Origin of the sequence: Thermoanaerobacter uzonensis DSM 18761, from assembly GCF_900129115.1 — a bacterium.
Lineage (GTDB): Bacteria > Bacillota > Thermoanaerobacteria > Thermoanaerobacterales > Thermoanaerobacteraceae > Thermoanaerobacter > Thermoanaerobacter uzonensis.
In genome coordinates this window covers 1-21,997 of the sequence record NZ_FQUR01000009.1, presented here as the reverse complement: position 1 = coordinate 21,997, position 21,997 = coordinate 1, and the positions used below count along the sequence as shown (strand labels likewise).

At 33.9% G+C, this 21,997-nt stretch carries 17 protein-coding genes and 2 pseudogenes; 18 read left to right on the top strand and 1 reads right to left on the bottom strand.

The features are described from left to right. Nucleotides 1-14: 14 nt before the first annotated feature. The 8 genes from BUB32_RS04770 (at nt 15) to BUB32_RS04735 (ending at nt 8,560) form a co-directional block, all read left to right on the top strand. Complete coding sequence (locus BUB32_RS04770; RefSeq protein WP_072967912.1) at nt 15-1,376, top strand: family 4 glycosyl hydrolase; 1,362 nt, start codon at nt 15-17, stop codon at nt 1,374-1,376. A gap of 80 nt (nt 1,377-1,456) precedes the next feature. Next, a complete protein-coding gene (gene kduD, locus BUB32_RS04765) occupies nt 1,457-2,239 on the top strand; it encodes a 2-dehydro-3-deoxy-D-gluconate 5-dehydrogenase KduD (protein WP_006569455.1) in 783 nt (260 codons plus the stop codon). 66 nt (nt 2,240-2,305) lie between these two features. After that, on the top strand, nt 2,306-3,658 hold the full coding sequence (locus BUB32_RS04760) for an MATE family efflux transporter (RefSeq protein WP_072967910.1): 1,353 nt from the start codon (nt 2,306-2,308) through the stop codon (nt 3,656-3,658). Nucleotides 3,659-3,661: 3 nt separating this feature from the next. Continuing rightward, a complete protein-coding gene (locus BUB32_RS04755; protein WP_006569453.1) occupies nt 3,662-4,309 on the top strand; it encodes a bifunctional 4-hydroxy-2-oxoglutarate aldolase/2-dehydro-3-deoxy-phosphogluconate aldolase in 648 nt (215 codons plus the stop codon). 30 nt (nt 4,310-4,339) lie between these two features. Next, a complete protein-coding gene (locus tag BUB32_RS04750; protein WP_072967908.1) occupies nt 4,340-5,176 on the top strand; it encodes a sugar phosphate isomerase/epimerase family protein in 837 nt (278 codons plus the stop codon). 60 nt (nt 5,177-5,236) lie between these two features. Beyond that, nucleotides 5,237-6,184 carry an AEC family transporter gene (locus BUB32_RS04745; protein ID WP_072967906.1) on the top strand — a complete coding sequence of 316 codons (948 nt, stop codon included), beginning with the start codon at nt 5,237-5,239 and terminating at the stop codon, nt 6,182-6,184. 170 nt (nt 6,185-6,354) lie between these two features. Beyond that, entirely contained in the window at nt 6,355-8,238 is a 1,884-nt protein-coding gene (locus BUB32_RS04740) for a glycosyl hydrolase family 28 protein (RefSeq protein ID WP_072967904.1), read from the top strand. Further along, nucleotides 8,186-8,560: a fibronectin type III domain-containing protein gene (locus BUB32_RS04735; protein ID WP_072967902.1), complete on the top strand. Its 375-nt coding sequence runs from the start codon at nt 8,186-8,188 to the stop codon at nt 8,558-8,560. The genes BUB32_RS04740 and BUB32_RS04735 overlap by 53 nt, the downstream gene beginning before the upstream one ends. Nucleotides 8,561-8,596: 36 nt before the next feature. On the opposite strand, the gene BUB32_RS04730 is transcribed toward BUB32_RS04735, so the two are convergent. After that, entirely contained in the window at nt 8,597-9,154 is a 558-nt protein-coding gene (locus BUB32_RS04730; protein ID WP_003866643.1) for a Uma2 family endonuclease, read from the bottom strand. 310 nt (nt 9,155-9,464) lie between these two features. Between BUB32_RS04730 and galT the strand changes: the two genes are divergently transcribed. From galT to BUB32_RS13405, 10 genes and pseudogenes are all read left to right on the top strand, one after another. Then, nucleotides 9,465-11,042, top strand: coding sequence for a UDP-glucose--hexose-1-phosphate uridylyltransferase (galT, locus tag BUB32_RS04725; protein ID WP_072967900.1), 1,578 nt, complete (start codon nt 9,465-9,467; stop codon nt 11,040-11,042). Beyond that, nucleotides 11,039-12,202: a galactokinase gene (locus BUB32_RS04720; protein WP_072967898.1), complete on the top strand. Its 1,164-nt coding sequence runs from the start codon at nt 11,039-11,041 to the stop codon at nt 12,200-12,202. The genes galT and BUB32_RS04720 overlap by 4 nt, the downstream gene beginning before the upstream one ends. Before the next feature lie 13 nt (nt 12,203-12,215). Next, a complete protein-coding gene (gene galE / locus BUB32_RS04715) occupies nt 12,216-13,205 on the top strand; it encodes a UDP-glucose 4-epimerase GalE (protein WP_072967896.1) in 990 nt (329 codons plus the stop codon). 14 nt (nt 13,206-13,219) lie between these two features. Next, entirely contained in the window at nt 13,220-14,410 is a 1,191-nt protein-coding gene (gene galR, locus BUB32_RS04710; protein ID WP_072967894.1) for a transcriptional regulator GalR, read from the top strand. Between the two features lie 91 nt (nt 14,411-14,501). Continuing rightward, nucleotides 14,502-15,407: a TTE1925 family mutarotase gene (locus tag BUB32_RS04705; RefSeq protein ID WP_072968219.1), complete on the top strand. Its 906-nt coding sequence runs from the start codon at nt 14,502-14,504 to the stop codon at nt 15,405-15,407. A 472-nt stretch (nt 15,408-15,879) separates the two neighbouring features. Beyond that, on the top strand, nt 15,880-16,962 hold the full coding sequence (locus BUB32_RS04700) for a galactose ABC transporter substrate-binding protein (RefSeq protein WP_003869381.1): 1,083 nt from the start codon (nt 15,880-15,882) through the stop codon (nt 16,960-16,962). Nucleotides 16,963-17,013: 51 nt separating this feature from the next. Further along, nucleotides 17,014-18,582: a sugar ABC transporter ATP-binding protein gene (locus BUB32_RS04695; RefSeq protein ID WP_327192057.1), complete on the top strand. Its 1,569-nt coding sequence runs from the start codon at nt 17,014-17,016 to the stop codon at nt 18,580-18,582. 16 nt (nt 18,583-18,598) lie between these two features. Then, on the top strand, nt 18,599-19,591 hold the full coding sequence (gene mglC, locus BUB32_RS04690; protein WP_072967892.1) for a galactose/methyl galactoside ABC transporter permease MglC: 993 nt from the start codon (nt 18,599-18,601) through the stop codon (nt 19,589-19,591). A gap of 583 nt (nt 19,592-20,174) precedes the next feature. Then, nucleotides 20,175-21,651: pseudogene (locus BUB32_RS04680) on the top strand (group II intron reverse transcriptase/maturase). Between the two features lie 196 nt (nt 21,652-21,847). Continuing rightward, nucleotides 21,848-21,997, top strand: a pseudogene (locus BUB32_RS13405) (DUF6431 domain-containing protein); the annotation flags it as partial.

The window sequence follows — 21,997 nt, the reverse complement described above, 5'->3', positions numbered from 1 at the left end:
AGAGGTGTTTCTAAGTGAAATATATTGGAGATAAGGCTGAGGATATGAAAATTGCTTATATTGGAGGAGGTTCAAGAGGCTGGGCATGGCGGCTTATGTCAGATCTTGCGCTTGAGCAATCAATTTCAGGAACGGTATATTTATATGATATAGATTATGAAGCTGCTAAAACAAATGAAATTATTGGAAATAATTTAAAAAGTCAGTGGCTTTACAAATGTGTAAATAATATTGAAGAAACATTAAGAGGTGCGGATTTTGTTATTATATCAATATTGCCGGGTACTTTTAATGAAATGATGTCAGATGTTCATACTCCAGAGAAATTTGGAATATATCAATCAGTTGGTGATACGACTGGACCTGGAGGTCTTTTTAGAGCACTGAGGACTATTCCTTTGTATGTGGAATTTGCGAATAAAATAAAGGAATATTGCCCTGAAGCATGGGTAATCAATTATACTAATCCAATGGCATTGTGTGTAAAAACATTATATGAAACTTTTCCTAAAATAAAAGCTTTTGGATGTTGTCATGAAGTATTTTCTACACAAAATTTGATTGCAAAAGCTGTCAAGGAGATAGAAGGCATTGAATGTTCAAGAGAAGATATAAGAACGAATGTGCTTGGCATTAACCATTTTACCTGGATAGACAAAGCTAGTTATAAAAACATAGACTTAATTCCAGTTTATAAGAAATTTGTAGAAAAGTATTTTGAATCAGGATATGAAGATAGAGGAGATTGGAAAGAAAGCTATTTTAATTCGGCCAATAAAGTGAAATTTGATTTATTTAAGAAATATGGAATAATTGCTGCTGCAGGAGATAGACACTTAGCAGAGTTTGTACCATTTTTAGGGTATTTAGAAAATCCAGAAACGGTAGCAAGATGGAAATTTCATTTAACGCCTGTGTCATGGAGAATAAAAAATAGAGAAGAGCTAATAGAAAAAAGCAAAAGGATAGCAAATGGAGAGGAAAAATTTGAAATAGAACCATCTGGTGAAGAAGGAGTAAAACAAATAAAGGCTCTTTTAGGTTTAGGCGATTTAATCACAAATGTGAATCTTCCTAATATTGGTCAAATGGAAGGAATTGATTATGGTACAGTTGTAGAGACAAATGCACTTTTTACCAAAGACAGAGTACAACCTATCGTTTCGGGGGAATTACCTGAGGCTGTAAATATGTTGCTAGCGCCGCACGTTTTAAATCAAAAAATGATTTTTGAAGCTGCGATAAAAAAAGACAAAGATTTAGCTTTCCAAGCATTTTTAAATGATCCATTTCTAAGAAAATTAAGCTATAGTGACGCTAAAAAGTTATTTAATGAAATGTTTGAAAATACAAAAGAATATTTACTAGGATGGTAATTAGAAAAGAATTAAAAAGATTAGCAAGATACTTTTATCGTTTTAAAAATTCAATAAAAGCAAAAGGAGGATAAGGCAGAATGGGATTTTCGCTTACTGATTTTTCTATGGATTTTTTCTCTTTAAAAGGAAAAGTTGCAATAGTGACAGGTGGAAATACAGGATTAGGTCAAGCTTTTACTGTGGCTCTTGCAAAAGCAGGTGCTGATTTGTTTGTAGTGACACACAATGAAAATTGGGAAGAGACAGAAGATTTAGTTAAAACAGAAGGCAGGCGAGTTACGTTCTTTAAAGCTGAATTAACAGACAAAAATCAGATTAAAGCAATTGTAAATGAATGCCTTAGAATATATAATCGTATAGACATATTAGTAAATAATGCTGGTACTATAAGAAGGGCCTCTTTATTGGAGTACCAAGAAAAAGATTGGGAAGACGTAATAGCTGTGAATTTAACTGCTGTATATTATTTAAGTCAAGAAGTAGCTAAAATTATGGTAAAACAAGGTGGAGGGAAGATTATAAATATTGCATCAATGCTTTCATTTCAGGGTGGTAAATTTGTTCCAGCATATACTGCAAGTAAACATGGAGTTGCAGGCCTTACAAAAGCATTTGCAAACGAATTAGCACAATATAATATACAGGTTAATGCAATTGCTCCAGGATATATGATAACAAAAAATACAGCTCCTATTAGGGAAGATAAAATGCGCTATGAAGAAATATTATCAAGAATACCAGCCGGACGATGGGGTGAACCTTTTGACTTAATGGGGGCAGTGATTTTTCTTGCAAGTCGCGCTTCAGATTATGTTAATGGCCATATTTTAGCTGTAGATGGAGGGTGGCTTGTTAGATAGAAATTTATTCTGATAACTATGAAAATTAAAATTTATATAATACTAGTTAAAATAGGATGAAGAAAAATGCTTTTAAAAAAAGAAGTCTCAGTATTGACTATACCTGTAGTTGTTGAACAAACTTTTATAATATTAGCAAGCGTAATTAATGCCATTATGGCTAGCCGCTTGAGTAAACAAGTAATTTCAGCTATAGGAATGGCTGATTCTTTAAACAACATATTAGTAAATATTTTTTCAGGATTAGCAATCGGAGGGACAGTTGTAATAGCACAATATATAGGTCAAAACAATAGAAAAAGTGCAAATAGAGTTTTAAAACAAATACTGTATTTTGGCATTCTTGTTTCAGTTTTAGTTACTATTTTAGTTTGGCTATTTCGCTATCAGATAATTGCACTATTATACAAATCAGCGGAAAGCAAGGTATTAAATAATTTAATGATTTATTTGCAGATAACAATTTTGAATTACCCATTAATTGCCATCCAGTTAATTGCATTAGGAGCTTTACGAGGAAGTGGCGATACTAAAACGCCAATGAAAATTAACATTATCATTAATATAAGCAATGTAATTTTTAGCTACATATTTATGTATGGGGTAAAAACAGTTGGTTTAGACAGTATGGGGATTAAAGGAGCAGCTTTAGGCATAACTTTATCGCGAATAATTGGAGTATTGGCAATTTTAATTGAACTTACAAATCCTAAACATAAAGTATTTTTAAATCGAATAATTAAATATAACCCGGATTGGAAAATACTAAATGCAGTTTTCACAGTAGGAATTCCGGCAAGTATAGAATCATTGCTGTTTACTAGTGGGAAATTGATAGTACAGATACTGGTAGTTGGACTTGGAACAGCATCTATTGCAGCGGATTCGATTTTTAATTCTATATTGTCGATTTTTAATATTCCTGGTAATGCACTAAGTGCTGCAGCTACTATTTTAGTTGGTCAGCATATGGGGAGGCAAGAAATAGGCGAGGCTAAGAAATATATTATGTATACGACGAAAGTTGCTGCTGTTATTTTAGGAATTTTAGGAGCTATTTCCTATCCTTTTGCTCATAATATTGCTTCTTTTTATACGTCAGATGAAACAGTTATAAAAATAGCAAGTGACCTTATAAAATTGAACTCTGTATGCATACTTTTATGGCCACCTTCTTTTATATTTCCAGCAGGACTTAAAGGATCAGGAGATTCTAAATACACAATGGTCATTTCTACTATAACTATGTGGCTGTTTAGAATAGGACTTGCATATATATTTGGAATAGTATTAAAATTGGGATTAATTGGCGTTTGGATGGGCAGATATGCTGATTGGGGTGTACGGGGAATCTTGTATTTTATAAGGTTGCATGGGAACAAATGGAATAAAATACTTGTAAAAGGTGAGGGGGTCTAATTTATGGAAAGGATACAAACAATTAAACAAATAGTTGAAAATGGTATTGTCGCCGTGATTAGAGCAGAATCAAAAGAAGAAGGGAAAAAACTTGTCGATGCAATAAAAAAAGGTGGAATAAAGACAATTGAAGTTACTATGACTGTGCCAGGTGCTGTGGATATAATAAAAGAACTATCTAATGTTTATAAAGATGATGAGGTGATTATAGGGGGAGGAACAGTTCTTGATCCAGAAACTGCAAGGATGTGTATTATGGCGGGTGCAAAATTTATTGTAAGTCCGAGTCTTAATATTGAAACAATTAAATTGTGTAATAGGTATAGAGTATCTGTTATACCTGGCGTTATGACTGTCACTGAAGCAATACAAGCCCTTGAATATGGTGTGGAAATTCTCAAGTTATTTCCCGGAAATTCTTTTGGACCATCTATAATAAGTGCTTTTAAAGGGCCATTACCACAAGCAAATTTTATGCCTACGGGAGGAGTGAACCTTGATAATATAAAGGATTGGATAAAAGCTGGTGCTATAGCAGTTGGCATAGGAAGTGATTTGACGAAAGGCGCAAAAGCAGGAGACTTTGAACTTGTTAAAGAAACTGCTGCTAAGTTTGTCGAAGAAATAAAAAAAGCAAGGGAAGGTAAATAATTCTGAAACTATTTTAAGGGTGATGTAAAATTGAACATTGGAATACGAGCTCATGACTTAGGTAACCTCAGTATCGAGAAGCTGGCTGAAAGCGTTGCGCGAAATGGTATAAAGGCTGTGCAATTAGCACTTACAAAATCCTTTCCAGAGTTAAATTTACAGATTGGTAGTCTTAGTCCTGGTTTAGGACAATATATAAGGGACATTTTTCACAAATATAATATCCAAATTGCGGTACTTGGTTGCTATGTTAATATAATTCATCCAGATCTAAAAGAAAGACACAGATTGCTAGAATTTTTTAAAGAACATATAAGGTACGCAAGAGATTTTGGTTGCAGTGTTGTAGGAACTGAAACAGGTAATGTGAATGTTGAAATGGGATATACACCTGATAATTTTAGTGAAAAAGCTTTTATTGAGGTTGTCAAGAGTGTAAGAGAATTAGTTGAGGAAGCAGAAAAATTTGGCGTAATTGTAGGTATAGAACCGGGTGTTAACCATCCTGTCTATTCACCAAGAATGATGAAAAGACTTCTTGATGAAGTACCATCTAATAATTTGCAAGTTATTTTTGATCCCGCTAATTTACTGACTGTAGAAAATTATACGCATCAAGAGGAAATTTTTTGCGAGGCAATGGAACTTTTCGGAGATCATATAGTAGTTATACATGCTAAAGATTTTGTCATAGAAAATAACAAAGTAGTTTTTGTACCAGCAGGCAAAGGACTTTTAAATTATCGTGTGTTATTTAAAATGATAAAGTATAAAAAACCGTATATTAATATTTTGGTGGAAAATACAAAGGGCTTTGATATAAATAAATCTATAGAATATTTAGAAAGAGTCTATGAAACAGTATAAGATTCAAATAGAATATTTATTATTTTATGCAAATCGCACTCACTTAAGGAGGCATATAAATTGCAAACTTTCTTATCATCTGCTCAAGGAGTATTGAAGATAGTATTTATTTTACTTCTTGGATATTATTTGTCAAAAATCGGATGGTTTGATGAAAAAACATCAGATTTGTTTGCCAAACTTGTTGTAAATATTTCTTTACCTCTTAATATGATAGTAACAATAGTAGCGACTTTTTCGAAAGAACAATTAATACATTCAGGAAAAGGGCTATTAATACCTTTTTTGTCAATACTTTTATCCTACATTATGGCATATGTACTTGTTATACTCTTTAAAATTAAAAAAGGCAGAAGAGGCGTATTTATGGCAATTTTTTCGCTTTCAAATGCAATATTTGTGGGGCTTCCTATGTCTCAAGCACTTTTTGGAGAAGTCGCAACACCATATACGCTTTTATATTACATGGCTAATACTACAATTTGGTGGACTTTAGGGGTTTATGGTATTGTGCGAGATACAAATGGTAAAGATGAAAAAGTATTTACTTTTGATACTTTAAAAAGGATATTTAATCCACCTCTTTTAGGGTTTGTCATAGGAGTGATTTTCGTTTTTATTAATATTTCTCTACCTAAATTTATTTTTGAAAGTTTTAGAATGATTGGAAATTTAACCAGTCCACTTTCGATTTTTTATGTTGGAATTGTCATATATGAAATGGGGTTTGATAAATTTAAACTTGATAAAGATGCTATTTTGGTTTTTACTGGTAGGTTTTTGGTAACGCCAGCGTTAGTAGTGATATTGAATTTATTTATTCATGTTCCACAGCTAATGCGGAATGTGTTTATAATTATGTCAGCAATGCCTGTTATGGTGAACTCGTCAATAATAGCAAGAGTTTATGGAGCAGATTATGAATTTGCAACGAGCATGATTACTTACACGACAATTTTTAGCGTAATTATAATGCCATTTTTAATGGTTTTGATAAAAGTCATATAATTTATGAATAAATTTAACAAAAACAATTTAAACTCAAGTAACGAAGTTCATAAATGTCGTAATTAAATTTTTTCTAAAATTTGAAATTTAGAGAAAAGAGGTGATGTCTTCTAAAAAACTTACAAATTAAATTTAAATTGATTAAACACTTTTAAAGGAGGTTAGAAAGCATGGGAAAGTTTGTAAAATGGCCAAAGTTGCTGCTGAAGGCTGGCTTAGCTTTATTGCTCACAACCGTTTTGCCATTTACAACAGCTTTTGGGAATTTACCTAAGAATGAGAAACCATCACCTCCAGTTGCACTTCGTGTTTTAGATGGGTCACTTACCAGCAATGAGCTAACTTTGATATGGGAAAAGCCTGATAATTATCAAGATATAACTGACTTCAAAATAGTGGTAAGAGGGCCAGGGTATTATCATGAATATTTTGCAAGTGACAATCCAACTGTTGCAAATCAAAACTATATAAAACTTTTTTATGAACAACACATAGGAGATTTAAAAAATGATGAAGGAAAAGTTATAAGAGAAGCTTATAAAATTTTAATGCATTCATTTTATGTTAAAGGATTAAAACCAAATACAGAATATGTTTTTTCAGTTCAATCAGTTGGCAAAAATGGAGAACTATCAGTTCCTGCAACTATAACTTATAGAACACGTCCTACTATACCTGCTTCTAATATTATTAATATAGAGTCAATGGGAGCTATAGGGGATGGAACTTTAGCAGATGATATAAATGGAACCCCATCCTCAGGAACGTTAAATACTGAAGCAATTCAAAGAGCAATTGATGCATGTCCACCAGGTGGTATTGTTTTGGTACCTGCTGGTAAAATTTACCTAACAGGGCCAATTACTTTGCATAGCAATATGACACTTCTTGTAGAGGGTACTCTATTAGGAACAGTTGATGCAAACCAGTATCCAAATCCTTTTGATACTGATAAAACTCGAATAGCTGAAAAATCTATGCCACTTGTTTCTACACCTTCTACAGGAACATACGAAAATATAAAAATTATTGGACATGGTGTAATAAATGGGAATGGCTGGGCGAAGGTTGCTGTTAAGGAAACATCTATTCCGCTTGGTACTACATTTGATCAATATCAAAAAGGAAACAGTAGTAACATTTTTACAACAGCTAAAAATCATCTAGCTTTAAATCAATTTAATAAATATATCGAACAAGGTGAAAAAAATGCTTATGCGACAAGATCTAATTTAATAGATTTAAAAAATGTAACGAACGTTTATATAGGAGATGGTCTGACAGTTACAAATCCTTCTTATCACACTATTTCGTGTAGTAATTGTAAAAATGTTATTTTGAATCAGTTAATAGCATCGACGTACGATTGTAATAATGGTGATGGCATAGATTTTAATGGTACAGGGCTTATTGTTGTGAATTCTGTATTTAACACAGGCGATGATAGCGTAAATTTTGAAGCTGGAGTTGGGCTTGCCGGTGAAAAAAATCCACCTACTGAAAACGCATGGATATTTAACAACTATTTTGGAAGAGGACATGGTGTAGTCGCAATGGGTAGCCATACAGCTGCTTGGATACAAAATATTTTAGCTGAAGATAACGTAATAAATGGAAATGCTGTGGGGCTAAGAGGGAAATCACAAAGTGGAAATGGAGGTGGCGCAAGAAATATAATATTTAGAGATAGTGCGCTTGCTAATATAACTGACAATGATGGTTCTCCATTCTTACTTACCGTTGCTTATTCTAGTGCTCCTCCCACTGACTTGAGCAATTGGGCGCCTGATGAACCTACTTTTCATGATATATTAATTAAGAATTGTACTGTAAATGGTACTAAGAAATATGCAATTTTAATACAAGGTTCACCTGACGGGTATGACTATAATCTTACATTTGATAATATATATTTCGGAGCGGGCACTTATCAAACAAAGATGGCATACTTGAAAAATTGTACTTTTAATAATGTAGTGTTTTATGGTTCTACACCTAACTATGATGGTAATAAAAAAAGTTCCAGTAAATCCCTGGTTTGCTACAAATGCTAGTTCACTTGTGTTTAAAGGTATTACAACTTCTCCAGATCCATCCCTTGCTCCAAATTGGCCAGTGGACAGCAAAGTTGTAGCCACAATTATTAATCGTAAAGAAGTAAATATAAACTGGAGTCCAGCTGTTGATAGAACTTTTACAAAGTATCTTATAAAAAATGGAGATGAAACAGTTGCCATATTAAATGCTGATACAACTTCTTATACAATAACTGGACTTTTGCCTAATAAAGACTATCAGTTTACTATTTATGCTGTTAATGAAGAAAATAATATGACAGAAGGCCCAAGTGTCTTTTTTAAAACAACTAACAAATGATTGAGTTTAAAAGTGCAGAGAATTTCCTCTGCACTTTTAAAATATATTTTTCAAATCAATTTTTAAGTCATCGAATATCACCGATTTTAATACCTCATCTTTTGAAAAATTAATTGGTTCACCGTATACGCCGTCTTGCAAACTAAATATCTGAATTTCTTGGTTTTTTGGTGATACTATCCAGTATTCTTTTATTCCAAACCTCATATATAAATCCATTTTTATGATATAATCTTTTGATGCTGTGGAAGGAGATAGTATCTCCACTACAAGTTCAGGTACTCCAGTATAGTTATTTTCAGTGAGTCCTTTTTCATCACAAATAACAGTTATATCTGGCTGTACTTTGTGCTTTTCTTGGTCATTTTGTAGTATAACATCTAAAGGGGCAACAAAATGTTTGCACTTTTTATCTCTAAAATATATTCCAAATTCTGTCGATAAGTTCGTTAAAATTCTTTGGTGTGCCACTGAAGGGGCGGATAACAAATATATTTCGCCGTTTATGAATTCGAGCATTTCATCAGTTTTAGAGTCTATTTCTTCGAATTCTTCATAAGTAATTTTTTTGTTTTTAGGTATTATATTTTCCATTATATCATCCCCATTTACTACGTTTTAAATATATTTTAGCACATTTTTCAATATTAACAATTATTCATTACCTTTATAAAAATATCTAAAAAACTTTTTATAAACTAGAAGGAATTTTTAAATATGTGTCGAATATAAAATAAAAAGAGGTTAATTAAAATAATAAACAAACTCTTTTAAATGTTTTTCATTGCATGTGAATTGCATGTTTTAATAATCTCTTGTTTTAACAAAACCATTGTATACTGTGGATTTCTTTTTTATTACGGACTTAATTAAAAAATATAATAAAGTCACTGGAGGATATATTATGGATTCCAGAGAGGTAGCATTTCACATTGAAAGGCTTTTAAATTTTGCACTTAAAAAAGGATTGATAGAGGAGTTAGATGTGATTCCAAGCCGCAATGCACTTATGGATTTATTTAAAATAGAAAAACCTTATGAAGGTGAGATTCCTGAGGAGGAATTAGAAAGCCCTTCTCCTATTTTAAACAAATTATTGGACTATGCGATGCAGATAGGCCTTATTGAGAATACTATTACCTATAGAGATTTAATGGATGCAAGAATTATGGGGCTTTTAATGCCAAGAGAATCAGAAGTTGTAAAAAAGTTTAATACCATTGCCTCTGAAAAGGGGATTGAAAAAGCCACAGAGTATTTTTACGAACTCTGCAAAGCTTCCAATTACATCAGGATGGATAGAACTTCACAAAATTTATATTGGAGTACTCCCACAGAATACGGTTCTTTAGAAATCACTATAAATCTTTCTAAGCCAGAAAAAGATCCAAAAGAAATTGAGGCGGCAAAGAAAATTCCTCAGTCAGGATATCCAAAGTGCCTTTTGTGCATTGAAAATGTAGGTTTTGCGGGAAATTTAAATCATCCAGCAAGGCAAAACTTAAGAATAATCCCGGTAAAAGTTGCAGGAGAGCAATGGTATTTCCAGTATTCACCTTATGTATATTACAATGAGCACTGCATTTTACTTCATGAATCCCATATTCCAATGAAAATATCAGAAAAAACTTTTGTGAGGCTTTTTGACTTTATTGAACAATTTCCCCATTATTTTATGGGCTCCAATGCGGATTTGCCAATTGTGGGAGGCTCGATTTTATCCCATGAACATTTTCAAGGGGGAAGGCACGTTTTTCCCATGGAAGAGGCTCCTATAGAAGAATACTTTATACATCCTCAATATCCTAACATTAAAGCAGGAATAGTCAAATGGCCTATGTCTGCCATTCGCCTTTCAAGTAAAGACAGGGATAAACTAATAGAGCTTTCTTCACATATATTGAATACCTGGAAGGACTATAGTGATGAATCCTGTGACATATTGGCATATACTAAAAAGAATGGGGAACTCATTCCTCACAATACGATTACACCAATTGCGAGGATTAATAAAGAGGGGGAATTTGAAATTGACCTTGTCCTTAGGAATAACAGGACAACAGATGAATACCCCTATGGAATTTTCCATCCTCATGAGGAACTTCATCATATAAAAAAAGAAAACATTGGACTTATAGAAGTTATGGGATTAGCAGTTTTGCCAGGAAGGCTGAAATTTGAGCTGGAGGAAATTATTAAATTTTTAATAGGGGAAGAAAAATTTAGCCCAGACTTGTATGGTGAAAGCAGTCCTCTATACAAACATATTCCATGGATTGAAGAATTGCTTCTAAAATATGGAACTAACTGCACTAGGGAAGAAGCCGAAAATTATATAAAACAGGAGGTTGGAAATAAATTTTTGAAGGTTCTTTTAGATGCAGGAGTGTTTAAAAGAGATGAAAAAGGGAAAAAAGCCTTTGAAAAATTTATAAAAACAGTAGGCTTTGAAAAAATAGATATGAAAGGAGACCTTAAATGAAAACGGCTGTAATTGAAGCACTTGAAAAATTCTACGGTAAAAATGATGCTGAAATAAGGCTTTTCTATTCTCCGGGACGAGTAAATCTAATAGGAGAGCATACAGATTACAATGGAGGCTATGTATTTCCTTGTGCCCTTGACTTTGGAACATATGCTGCGATTAGAAAAAGAAATGACAAAAAAGTCTTCATGGCTTCTTTAAATTTCGATTTAAAGGTGGAAGTAGACCTTGATGCACTCAATTTTGATAAAAGCCATGATTGGGCCAACTACCCCAAAGGGGTTTTAAAAGTGTTACAGGATGAGGGGTATGACTTTTCTGGATTTGAAATTGTGTTTGAAGGCAACATTCCAAATGGCGCTGGACTTTCCTCATCTGCTTCAATAGAGCTGGTTACTGCTGTTGCAGTTAATGAAGTTTTCAATTTAAATATTGACAGAATAAAATTGGTGAAATTGTGTCAAAAAGCAGAAAATACTTTTGTTGGGGTAAATTGTGGCATAATGGACCAATTTGCTGTTGGAATGGGTAAAAAAGACCATGCTATTTTATTAAAAAGCGATACATTAGAGTATTCATACGTGCCTTTGAAGTTAGAAGGTTATAAAATTTTGATAACAAATACAAATAAAAGGAGAGGGCTCTTGGATTCAAAATACAATGAAAGAAGAAGTGAATGTGAAAAGGCCCTTTCATATCTTCAAAAGGCTTTGCCTGTAAAAAATCTATCTGAAATTACAATTGAACAATTTGAAGAATACAAAGATTTGGTACCTGACGAAGTGCTTAGAAAAAGGGCAAAGCATGTTATAACTGAAAATAAAAGAGTTTTAGATGCAGTAAAAGCACTTAATGATAAAGACTTAATCAAATTTGGAGAATTAATGATTGAATCTCACAATTCTTTGAGAGATGATTACGAAGTTACAGGGAAAGAACTGGACACTTTGGTAGAAGAAGCGTTAAAATTAAAGGGAGTAATAGGTTCCCGTATGACTGGAGCAGGCTTTGGTGGCTGCACTGTAAGCATTGTAAAAAAGGATGCAGTAGAGGAATTTATAGAAGTGGTTACTCACAATTACACTCAAAAAATAGGCTACAGGCCAACAGTCTATATAACGGGAGTAGGTGAAGGAGCAGGAGAAATTAAATACTGAAGGAGGTAAAAATATGGCGGTTTTAGTATGCGGTGGTGCAGGTTATATTGGAAGCCACACAGTTGCAGCACTTTTAAGGAGAAATGAAGAAGTTGTCGTTGTAGATAACCTTGTCACAGGACATAAGGAATCTGTTTTGGGAGGAAAACTGTATATAGGCGATTTAAGGGATGAAGCTTTTTTAGACAAGGTATTTACAGAAAATGAAATTGAAGCGGTAATTGATTTTGCAGCTTTTTCACTTGTGGGAGAAAGTGTAGAGGAGCCATTTAAATATTATGAAAACAACGTATGCGGGACATTGAGCCTTTTAAAAGCGATGAAGAAACACAATGTCAACAAAATCGTGTTTTCTTCAACAGCTGCAACATATGGAGAACCAGAGAGAATTCCAATAGAAGAGGAAGATAGAACTAATCCCACAAGCCCTTATGGTGAGACAAAGCTTGCCGTTGAAAAGATGCTAAAATGGGCAGACAGTGCTTATGGAATCAAATACGTCGCTTTGCGATATTTTAACGTTGCAGGGGCTATTGAAACAGGCGAGATTGGAGAGGACCATTCGCCTGAGACGCACCTTATACCGATTATACTTCAGGTTGCACTTGGGAAAAGAGAAAAGATAATGATTTATGGTGATGATTATCCTACTAAAGATGGGACATGTATAAGAGATTATATTCACGTGATGGATTTAGCAGATGCACATATACTTGCGCTTTATAAATTGAGAAAAGACAATAATAGCGCAATTTATAACCTGGGAAATGGAGAAGGTTTTAGTGTAAAGGAAGTGATAGAAGTTGCAAGAAAAGTGACAGGGCATCCTATTCCAGCAGAAGTTGCTGGGCGCCGTCCCGGGGATCCTGCAGTACTTGTGGCATCTTCCAAAAAGGCAATAGAAGAGTTAGGTTGGGTGCCAAAACATCCATCTTTAGAAGAAATAATTGAAAGTGCTTGGATGTGGCACAAAAATCATCCAAATGGCTTTAAGAGAGGGTAAAGGAAGGGGTATAAATGGAAAACTTAATACCAGTCAGCTACAAATTGTTAAAAGGAATGAACGAATCAGTTATATTAAATATCATAAGAAAAATGGGACCTATTTCAAGAGCGGATATTGCCAAAGAGACAAATTTAACGCCGCCGACGGTGACTAACATTGTAAATAAACTCATTGCTGAAAATATTGTGATGGAGTACAAAGTTGGCGAATCAAATGGTGGAAGGCCTCCTGTACTTATCAAATTAAATCCTGATTTTATGAGTATTATTGTCATTCATATAAGCACCTACAACTTACATCAATATACTCTTGATGCAGAACTTAAAACAAAAAAGAAAGAGAAGAATTCTATTAGAGGTTTAAAGCAAGAAGAAGTTTTAGAATTGTTGACATCTGTTCTTGATAAAGCAATAAAAGAATCTCCACAAAATGTATCGGGGATAGGAATTGTAGTTAGAGGACCTGTAAAAATGAAAGAAGGTATATCTGTATTTGCACCTAATATTGGGTGGAGAAATGTTCCTTTAAAATCAATTGTAGAAGAGAGGTTTGGAATACCTACTTATATTATAAATGACGTGCGAGCTATGGCTTTAGGAGAATTTCACATGGGCAAAGCAAAAGATGTTGAAAATATGATATTTTTAAAGGTTGGCTATGGAATAGGTTCAGCAATACTTATAAATGGTAGGATATATACTGGAGCCAGTGACGGTGCTGGTGAAATAGGGCATACAACTATTGATGTAGCAGGGCCACAATGTAGTTGCGGCAATTACGGTTGTTTTGAAGCATTGGCTTCAGAGAAAGCCTTAGTGAATTTAGTTGTTAAATCTATTAAAGAGGGTATGGATTCTATTGTGTATCAAATGGCAGAAGGGATGTTAGACAGTGTTACTCCTGAGATTATATACGAGGCAGCAAAACTAAACGATAAATTAGCAGTCAATGCTTTAAAAACTATAGGAAGATATTTAGGAATAGGTATAGCCAATACAATAAATACATTTAACCCAGAGCTCATTTTGATAGGGGGAGGGATTGTGCAGGCACGTGAGCTTATTGAAGATATCATCATAGAAACTGCTAAAAAGCGCACTTTTGAGAATTCATTTTCTTCCTGCAGAATAGCTTTTGCTGAATTAGGTGATGATGCTACACTCATCGGCGCTGCCAATATGGTCATGGATGAAGTATTGTAACCTCTCTCTGTCATTCTGAGCGCAGCCAAGAATCTTACCTACTGAGGTAATGAAAAAAATAAAAAATTACGCAGAAAGGAATGAGAATAGTATGGCAATAAAAATTGACAAAATGAACTTTTTAGGGTGGGAAAACAGTATAAAACTGTCCAATGGCATTATTGATGTTGTGGCTACAACTGATATAGGCCCAAGAATTGTAAGGTTTGGATTTGAAAATGATGTAAACGAATTTAATTTGGACCCTAAAACTATTGGCTTAAAAGGAGGTGACGAATACAGATATTATGGCGGCCATAGACTGTGGCACAGCCCCGAAGACAGAAAGAGGACATATGTACCAGACAACGATGAAGTTGATTGGCATGAAATAGAAAACGGTATGAGACTTATTCAAAAGCCAGAAAAATGGGTTAACACACAAAAGCAAATCGATATAATCTTAAGCCCTGATGAGAACAAAGTTAGGCTTATACACAGGATAACTAATCTTGGAGCATGGCCTATTGAGCTTTCAGCATGGACAATAACAGTACTTGCTACAGAAGGCATCGAAATAATTCCTCAACCAAATAAAGATACAGATTTACTTCCCAATAGGCAAATTGTGCTCTGGCCTTATTCTAAAATGAATGACAAAAGGGTGTATTGGGGAGAAAAATATATTGCACTGAAACAAGATCCTAATAACAAAGCTCCCTTTAAGTTAGGAATTAACAATCAAGAAGGCTGGGCAGCTTACGCAAGAGGAGGACATCTTTTTGTAAAAAGGTATTATCCACAGCACGACGCAACATATCCTGACTTTGGCGTATCTTTTGAAACATATACAAACGATTGGATGCTTGAAATAGAAACATTAAGTCCATTTACAAAATTACAGCCCGGTGAAACTGTTGAGCATATTGAAGAATGGGAGCTTTACAATAATGTAAATGTAAAAGATATAGATGAAGGTGCATTTGATGAGGTTGTAGAAAAATATTGCAGGAAGTAAATTTTTGGTTACAAAAAGTTTATAAAAATTTTTAATAAATTACGCTTTCGAAGAAGGAATTTTTGAATTCATGTCGAATATATAATATAGGAGTTAGTTAAAATAAAAAATAAAGTTTAAAGAATTAGTTTTTGAAAAGTGAATTAAAATGTTTACAGAAGGAATATATAATAATAAAATTGCAATAAATAACAATAATAATAAAAGTGTTTTAATAAACTATTATACCAGAGTGATAAGTTTAGAAAGTGTCTAAATTAGATTAATTAGAATTTTTAAAGAAGATTATATTAATTGATAACGTTCGCTGAAATCTACTTATAATTCTTCCATAGAGAAATTTTATTGTGAAAGAAGGTGGTAAAGCGTTTTACGAATAAAGACAAATTTAAAAATAAAATAGAAAGCATAAAATCTTAATTGACTCTTAATTTTAAATTTCTTAATTACAAAAAAGGAGGAGAAACAATTTATGAGAAAACTATTAACTTATGTTGCCTTGCTTATGTTTGTTATTTCAATAGTACTTACTGGATGTGGTAATTCCAGTAATACTACATCAACTAGTAATTCTCAGCAAAATGCGGGAAGCAGTACAAGCAGTAATACCAACAACAAAAAATTACCTGTTATAGGTGTAGCAATTTACAAATTTGATGATACTTTTATGACAAGTGTAAGAAATGCTATGAATGAAGATGCGCAAGGTAAAGCTCAGCTTAATATGGTAGATAGTCAAAATTCACAGCCTACTCAAAATAATCAAATCGATCTTTTTATAACAAAACATGTAGATGCACTTGCAATTAATCCAGTTGATAGAACTGCTGCGGGTACTATTATTAGCAAAGCTAAAGCAGCAAATATTCCAGTTGTGTTTTTCAATAGAGAGCCATTACCACAAGATATGCAATCTTGGGATAAAGTTTACTATGTAGGAGCTAAAGCAGAGCAATCTGGTATTTTGCAAGGGCAAATAATGGCAGATTATTGGAAATCACATCCAGAAGCTGATAAGAATCATGATGGTGTTATGGAGTACGTTATGCTGATGGGACAACCAGGGCATCAAGATGCTATACTTCGAACAAAATATTCTATACAGACTGTCGAAGAAGCAGGTATTAAAGTTAAATGCCTTGCACAAGATTATGCAAATTGGGATAGAGTAACAGCACATGACAAGATGGCTGCTTGGTTATCTGCATATGGAGATAAGATTGAAGCAGTATTTGCTAATAATGATGATATGGCGCTTGGTGCTATTCAAGCACTTAAAGAAGCAGGCTATTTCAAAAATGGTAAATATATTCCTGTAGTTGGAGTAGATGCAACAGTTCCAGGAGTGCAAGCTCTTAAAGATGGTACATTGCTAGGTACAGTTCTAAATGATGCTAAAAATCAAGCTAAAGCTACATTTAATATTGCTTACGTTCTTGCACAAGGGCAAACACCGACTAAAGAGAATATCGGTTACGATATTACTGATGGCAAATATGTATGGATTCCTTATAAGAAAATTACAAAGGATAATATTAATGATGCTCTACAATAAAATTTAATGGCCAATATTATGTTTTTATAAATTTCTAAAGCAAGGGCTTCAATGTCCCTTGCTTTAGAAAAATTTTTAATGGCAGAAGCAGGAGGCATAAAAATGGCTGCTAATGAATTCGTATTAGAAATGAACAATATTTCAAAGCAGTTTCCAGGAGTAAAAGCCTTGGATAATGTAACACTTAAAGTTCGTAAAGGAACAGTACATGCAATTATGGGGGAAAATGGTGCAGGAAAATCTACTTTAATGAAATGTCTTTTTGGTATTTATGAACCTGATTCAGGCGAAATAGTATTAAATGGGCAAAAAATTACCATAAAAAATTCTAGAGAGGCTTTGGATCTTGGAATTTCTATGATACATCAGGAATTACATCCTGTAAGAGATCGAAATGTAATGGAAAACATATGGCTTGGGAGGTTTCCTATAAAAAATTATGGATTTATGAAATTAGTTGATGAAAAGAAAATGTACGTAGAAACGGAAAAACTTTTATCTAGGTTAGATATAGACATTAAACCAAATGAATTAGTCAAAAATTTGTCAGCATCAAAGATTCAATATATAGAAATAGCTAAAGCAATTTCTTATAATGCAAAAATTATAATTATGGATGAACCAACATCCTCTCTGACAGAAAACGAAGTTGCTCATTTATTTGACCTTATACGTACTTTAAAAAAAGAAGGTGTTTCAATAATTTATATATCTCATAAAATCGATGAAATTTTTGAAATTGCGGATGAAGTAACTATTATGCGTGATGGAAAAGTGGTTGGCACATGGGATACTGAAGCATTAACGGAAGACATGATAATATCAAAAATGGTTGGACGTGAGATGACTAACAGATTTCCAATAAGGAATAGTAGGCCAGGAGAAATTATTCTGAAAGTTGAAAATTTAACATCGCCATTACCAAAATCATTTAAAAATGTTTCTTTTGAACTTAGGAAAGGCGAAATTTTAGGTATAGGTGGGTTAGTAGGTTCTCAGCGTACCGAACTGGTAGAAGCTATATTTGGATTAAGGTCAATAGCGTCAGGGAAAATATTTATTAAAGGGAAAGAAGCTGTTATTAGATCGCCTATTGATGCAAAAAGATATGGATTGGCATTACTTACTGAAGAAAGACGTTCTACTGGGATTTTCCCAGATTTAAATATAACAGAAAATGCTACGATTGCTAATATATCAAAATATATAGGCCGTTTTTTGTTACTTAATGATAAAATAAGGAAAGATGACACTACACAAATGGTAAAAACTTTAAGAATTAAAACACCATCATTAAGAACTTTGATAAGGGATTTATCAGGTGGGAATCAACAAAAAGTACTTTTAGCCCGATGGCTGCTTACTTCTCCTGAAATATTAATACTTGACGAGCCAACAAGAGGAATCGATGTTGGTGCGAAGTATGAAATATATACAATTATGAATGAACTTACAATGCAAGGCAAAAGTATTATAATGATATCATCTGAGATGCCTGAACTTTTAGGAATGGCAGATAGAATAATGGTGATGTGTGAAGGCTATTTATCTGGAATCCTTGATAAAGAAGAGGCAACTGAAGAAAAAATAATGCGCCTTGCTAGTAAATATACAAACTAAGACGGAGGAGATATTGATGAACAACAAAATTAAAACGTATTTAAGTCAATATGCAATATATTTTGTATTACTATTATTAATTATAGTTATTGCTATTAAAGATCCTTCTTTTATATCGGTAAGAGTTTTTAGAGATATTCTCGTTCAAAGTTCTACGAGGATTATTATTGCGTTGGGAGCTTCTCTTGCTATTTTGATAGGAGGTGCAGATCTTTCTGCAGGGCGTTTAGTCGGACTTGCGGCAGTACTTTCTGCATCACTTTTGCAAGACCCAAATTACTCAGCAAGATTTTTTCCACATTTACCACAACTTCCATTGTTAGTTCCGCTTTTAATAACTGCTATAGTTGGGTTGCTATTTGGACTGTTAAATGGATTTGTTGTGTCAAGATTTAATGTACCTCCTTTTATTGCAACTTTAGGTACTATGGTTATTGCTTATGGAGCAGATAATATTTATTTTAGCTTACCTCCTAATAATTCACAGCCAATTGCTGGTCTTAGAAAAGATTTTCTTGAATTAGGTACAGGAGGATTTCTTGGGATTCCATATGTTGTTATTATTGCTGTTGTTATTACCATAATTATGTGGATAATTATGAATAAAACAAGTTTTGGTAAAAATTTATATGCAATTGGTGGAAATAGAGAAGCGGCAGTTGTATCAGGTGTTGATGTAAAGAAACATATTTTATGGCTATTTGCTATCGCAGGGACTTTATACGCTATTGCTGGTGCACTTGAAGCTGCAAGAACAGGAGGAGCAACTAGTGAATATGGAACTATGTATGAATTAGACGCAATAGCTGCCTGTGTTGTTGGTGGATGGTCAGTATCAGGAGGGGTTGGCACAGTTCCGGGCGTCATAGTGGGTGTTCTTTTGTTTACTGTTATTAACTATGGATTAACATTTATTGGTATGAATCCTTATTGGCAATTAATAATCAAGGGAGCTATTATTGTATCTGCTGTTGCTGTTGACATTAGAAAATATTTAACTAAAAAATAAAGCTTATCCACACTGTAATACATCTTGATTTAAGTGGGATAGCTGATATTGTTTCTAGACTAGTTTGAATAATTTATCAAAAAGTATTATAAAAGAGAAAATGAATGTGGAGAAAGTAGTAGAGACATTTTGATCCCACCCTTTGCGGTGGGGTTTTTTGACGTGCGCCCGGCATGGGCGATAACTAGGCGGTGAAAGTCCGCTGTGGGCTTGGTAGTGGGAACCACTAGCCGAACCGCAAGGGTGTCCATCGTGAGGTGGAATCTGAAGGAAGCTTAAGGCAAAATCTCGGTCTGATGAACAAGAACCAGATAAGAGGCTGAATTGGGATGGATGAGTTTGCGTAACAAAACGAAGTCCAACACTACCCAAATCCCATACAGTAAATCTGGCAGATAGATGAGATGAAAGTTATCGTTCTTACCCGGGGAGGTCTCAAGGATAAGTCATGGAAGTAAAATCTGAAGTGACAACCCATGCAGGGATGTATGGCTGAACCTTGAGAAGTCAGCAGAGGTCATAGTACTTATCTAGACATGAATAGATAAGGAAGGACCGAACGTTAGGAGGTTTTGGAAATCTTATGGACTCGAAAGATATGCAGAGACTGCAGACAACTCAACAAAGAGGCTATCCGTTGAATAGAGAAATGGAATTTCAAAAGACAACGGAAGTGCATAGTATATCATCGGCGTCGGAAGATGGAAGAAACGAAGTACAAAGATATACCAGCAAGATGCTTGAAATGATAGTAGAACGAAGGAACATGGAAGCAGCATACAAGCGCGTTGTTGCAAATAAAGGAAGCCATGGAGTCGATGGGATGGAAGTAGATGAACTTCTACCGTATCTCAAAGAAAACTTTAAACCATAAAACAACAACTGCTGGAGGGGAAATACAAACCACAACCAGTGCGAAGAGTAGAAATTCCCAAACCAGATGGAGGAGTAAGACTACTAGGAATACCTACAGTACTAGACAGACTAATACAACAAGCAATAGCCCAAATACTAAATAAAGTCTACAACCATACATTTTCTGATAGCAGTTATGGATTCAGACCAGGACGCAGTGCAAAAGACGCAATAAAAGCCGCAGAAGCATACATAAATGAAGGATACACGTGGGTTGTAGATATGGACTTAGAAAAGTTCTTTGACAGAGTAAACCACGACATAATAATGTCCAAACTAGAAAAGCGGATAGGAGACAAAAGGGTACTAAAGTTAATACGAAGATACCTAGAATCAGGAGTAATGATAAACGGAATCAAAGTATCAACAGAAGAAGGAACACTGAAAAATTTGAATAATACCTATAGGACTAATTTCGAATCAAAGTATCAACAGAAGAAGGAACACCCCAAGGAGGGCCATTAAGTCCCCTATTAGCAAACATAATGTTGGACGAACTAGACAAAGAACTTGAGAAACGAGGGCATAAATTCTGCCGATATGCAGATGACTGCAACATATATGTAAAAAGCAGGTCTGCAGGAAACAGAGTAATGAGAAGCATAAAGAAATTCATAGAAAGCAAATTAAAACTAAAAGTCAATGAAGCAAAAAGTGCTGTAGATAGACCATGGAGAAGAAAATTTCTTGGATTTTCATTCTATACAAAAGAAAACGAAGTAAGAATAAGAATCCATGAAAAATCCATCAAAAGGTTTAAGGGAAAAGTAAGAGAAATAACCAATCGGAACAAGGGAATAAGCATGGAAAACAGAATAAAAAGACTAAATCAAATAACAACAGGATGGGTCAACTATTTTGGATTAGCAGACGCGAAAAGCATAATGAAAACCCTTAACGAATGGATAAGGCGAAGACTAAGGGCATGTATATGGAAACAATGGAAGAAGATAAAAACGAAGCATGATAACTTAGTAAAACTAGGAGTAGAAGAACAAAAAGCCTGGGAATACGCCAATACAAGGAAAGGCTACTGGAGAATATCCAATAGCCCAATCCTAAATAAGACTCTTACAAATAAATACTTTGAAAGCATAGGTTATAAGAGTTTATCCCAAAGATATCTAATTGTACACAATTCCTAATGAACCGCCGTATACCGAACGGTACGTACGGTGGTGTGAGAGGACGCTGAATAAAATTGTCATTTCTCAAATTAATTTAGCCCAAAACCGATAAAATTTTTCAGATTAAATAATCTTGTGATAAAATTAATGCTAAAGGAATTTAAAAAATTTTTTCAGATTCCTTTAGCATTAATTTTAATTGGAGAGGTTACTTATGCAAATAGTTTTCCATGTTGATAACATTGAAGAGTATTTACGAAAGGGTAAAGATTACAATTTCCCTGCCCTGCCAGATAGATGTCCTTATCCCGATTGCAAGTGTAGAGTAAAACTAAAAAAGCACGGGTTTTATTACCGTTACTAT

Excerpts from the sequence above, each read along its gene's own strand:
- kduD (WP_006569455.1), top strand. The coding sequence starts at position 1,457 with ATGGGATTTTCGCTTACTGATTTTTCTATGGATTTTTTCTCTTTAAAA.
- galT (WP_072967900.1), top strand. The coding sequence starts at position 9,465 with ATGGATTCCAGAGAGGTAGCATTTCACATTGAAAGGCTTTTAAATTTT.
- BUB32_RS04740 (WP_072967904.1), top strand. The coding sequence starts at position 6,355 with ATGGGAAAGTTTGTAAAATGGCCAAAGTTGCTGCTGAAGGCTGGCTTA.
- BUB32_RS04695 (WP_327192057.1), top strand. The coding sequence starts at position 17,014 with ATGTCCCTTGCTTTAGAAAAATTTTTAATGGCAGAAGCAGGAGGCATA.
- BUB32_RS04705 (WP_072968219.1), top strand. The coding sequence starts at position 14,502 with ATGGCAATAAAAATTGACAAAATGAACTTTTTAGGGTGGGAAAACAGT.
- BUB32_RS04755 (WP_006569453.1), top strand. The coding sequence starts at position 3,662 with ATGGAAAGGATACAAACAATTAAACAAATAGTTGAAAATGGTATTGTC.
- BUB32_RS04700 (WP_003869381.1), top strand. The coding sequence starts at position 15,880 with ATGAGAAAACTATTAACTTATGTTGCCTTGCTTATGTTTGTTATTTCA.
- BUB32_RS04760 (WP_072967910.1), top strand. The coding sequence starts at position 2,306 with ATGCTTTTAAAAAAAGAAGTCTCAGTATTGACTATACCTGTAGTTGTT.
- galR (WP_072967894.1), top strand. The coding sequence starts at position 13,220 with ATGGAAAACTTAATACCAGTCAGCTACAAATTGTTAAAAGGAATGAAC.
- galE (WP_072967896.1), top strand. The coding sequence starts at position 12,216 with ATGGCGGTTTTAGTATGCGGTGGTGCAGGTTATATTGGAAGCCACACA.
- mglC (WP_072967892.1), top strand. The coding sequence starts at position 18,599 with ATGAACAACAAAATTAAAACGTATTTAAGTCAATATGCAATATATTTT.
- BUB32_RS04720 (WP_072967898.1), top strand. The coding sequence starts at position 11,039 with ATGAAAACGGCTGTAATTGAAGCACTTGAAAAATTCTACGGTAAAAAT.
- BUB32_RS04730 (WP_003866643.1), bottom strand. The coding sequence starts at position 9,154 with ATGGAAAATATAATACCTAAAAACAAAAAAATTACTTATGAAGAATTC.
- BUB32_RS04735 (WP_072967902.1), top strand. The coding sequence starts at position 8,186 with ATGATGGTAATAAAAAAAGTTCCAGTAAATCCCTGGTTTGCTACAAAT.